Origin of the sequence: Metasolibacillus meyeri, from assembly GCF_003049505.1 — a bacterium.
GTDB classification, from domain to species: Bacteria; Bacillota; Bacilli; order Bacillales_A; family Planococcaceae; genus Metasolibacillus; species Metasolibacillus meyeri.
The window spans coordinates 1-1285 of record NZ_PYWN01000147.1; the positions used below are offsets into that span (position 1 = coordinate 1).

General features: G+C 42.8%; 2 protein-coding genes. Both read left to right on the forward strand.

Going from position 1 to position 1285, the window contains the following annotated elements; all coding sequences use genetic code 11:
* The first annotated feature begins 116 nt into the window (after positions 1 to 116).
* Positions 117 to 356 (forward strand): hypothetical protein, encoded by a 240-nt coding sequence (locus C9J34_RS18050; protein WP_153062651.1) that lies wholly within the window; start codon positions 117 to 119, stop codon positions 354 to 356.
* Positions 353 to 1234 carry an IS3 family transposase gene (locus C9J34_RS18055; protein WP_107841572.1) on the forward strand — a complete coding sequence of 294 codons (882 nt, stop codon included), beginning with the start codon at positions 353 to 355 and terminating at the stop codon, positions 1232 to 1234. Before C9J34_RS18050 ends, C9J34_RS18055 begins: the two co-directional genes overlap by 4 nt.
* The last annotated feature ends 51 nt before the right edge of the window (positions 1235 to 1285 follow it).

Sequence of the window (1285 nt, forward strand, 5' to 3'; positions counted from 1 at the left end):
TGATATACTCCCATTAAAGTAGACAAGTCAAAACCGCTCACTTTAAACTAAAGAAGTAGAAAAAGGAGTGAGAGCAGATGAAATACACCTATGAACTCAAATGCCAAGTGGTGGAAATGTATTTGGCCGGCACAAGTACAGCGGAAATTATGGAGACTTTCCCGATTGCGAACCGTCGTCGTGTGACAGAGTGGGTGAAAGCGGTGCGAGAAGCGAATACGCTGGAGGTACTCTTACCTAACCAAGGTCGCCCGCATAAAAATAAGGAAAAACAAGAAAGCATCGAAGCGGAAAACGAACGCTTAAAGCTGGAAAATCTGTATTTAAAAAAGTTGTTGGACTTGAAAAGGGGGTGAAGAAGAAACAAGCAATCTTTCAGTGGATTGAAAAACAAACCACTACCTATCCCGTGACCACCCTTTTTCAAACAGTAGAAGACGTGTCGAGGTCCGGTTATTATAAATGGAAAAAAGAGCGCCATCACCGTATTTCACAGAAGGAAAAAGATCAGGGCTTGTTAGCCATCATGCAGGAACAGTATGCGCTTCATGGAGGGAATTTAGGGAATAAACGGTTGAAGTTCGTATTGGACGCCCTCCTGCCAGCCCCGATTAATATCAAAAAAATTCGCCGTATGCGTGCACAGTATCACCTGCCACTTTTGACAAAAAAGCGAGTGCCGCGACCAAGTGGGCAGCCGCATGTTGAAATTGGCAATCTCTTGAACCGAAATTTCGAGGCCAAACGTCCAGGGATTAAATACAGTATCGATATCACCTATTTACCCATCAAGCAATCGAAAGCAAAGTTCCTCTATTTATGTGCCATCAAAGATTTATATAACAATGAAATTGTGGCCTACCAAATAAGTGAACGACAAGACTTACAATTGGTGTTAGATACAGTGGATCAATTAAAAGAAAAAGGACCAGAAAAATATGCCCTTCTTCATAGTGATCAGGGTACACAATTTACTAGTCCTCTTTACATGAAACGACTTCGAGCGTACAACCTCACGCAGTCGATGTCCCGCAGAGGCAACTGCTGGGACAATGCGTGTATAGAAAGTTTCTTCGGAAAGTTGAAAACCGAGTTACCTGGGTTTACAACAGCTCAAACGAAACAGGAGGTCCTCGAAGCCGTCACCAACTATATGCAATATTATAACGAATTACGACTGCAATTAAAACTAAAAACAACACCGGTTCAATTTCGATTACAGGCAAGCAAGTAAACGAGCGGGAAAAAAGAGGGGAAAAGCGCCGAAATGGTTCTTTCCAGGGGG

What these genes read in the sequence shown, in the direction of transcription:
- C9J34_RS18050 (WP_153062651.1), top strand. Translation starts at nt 117, where the DNA reads ATGTATTTGGCCGGCACAAGTACAGCGGAAATTATGGAGACTTTCCCG.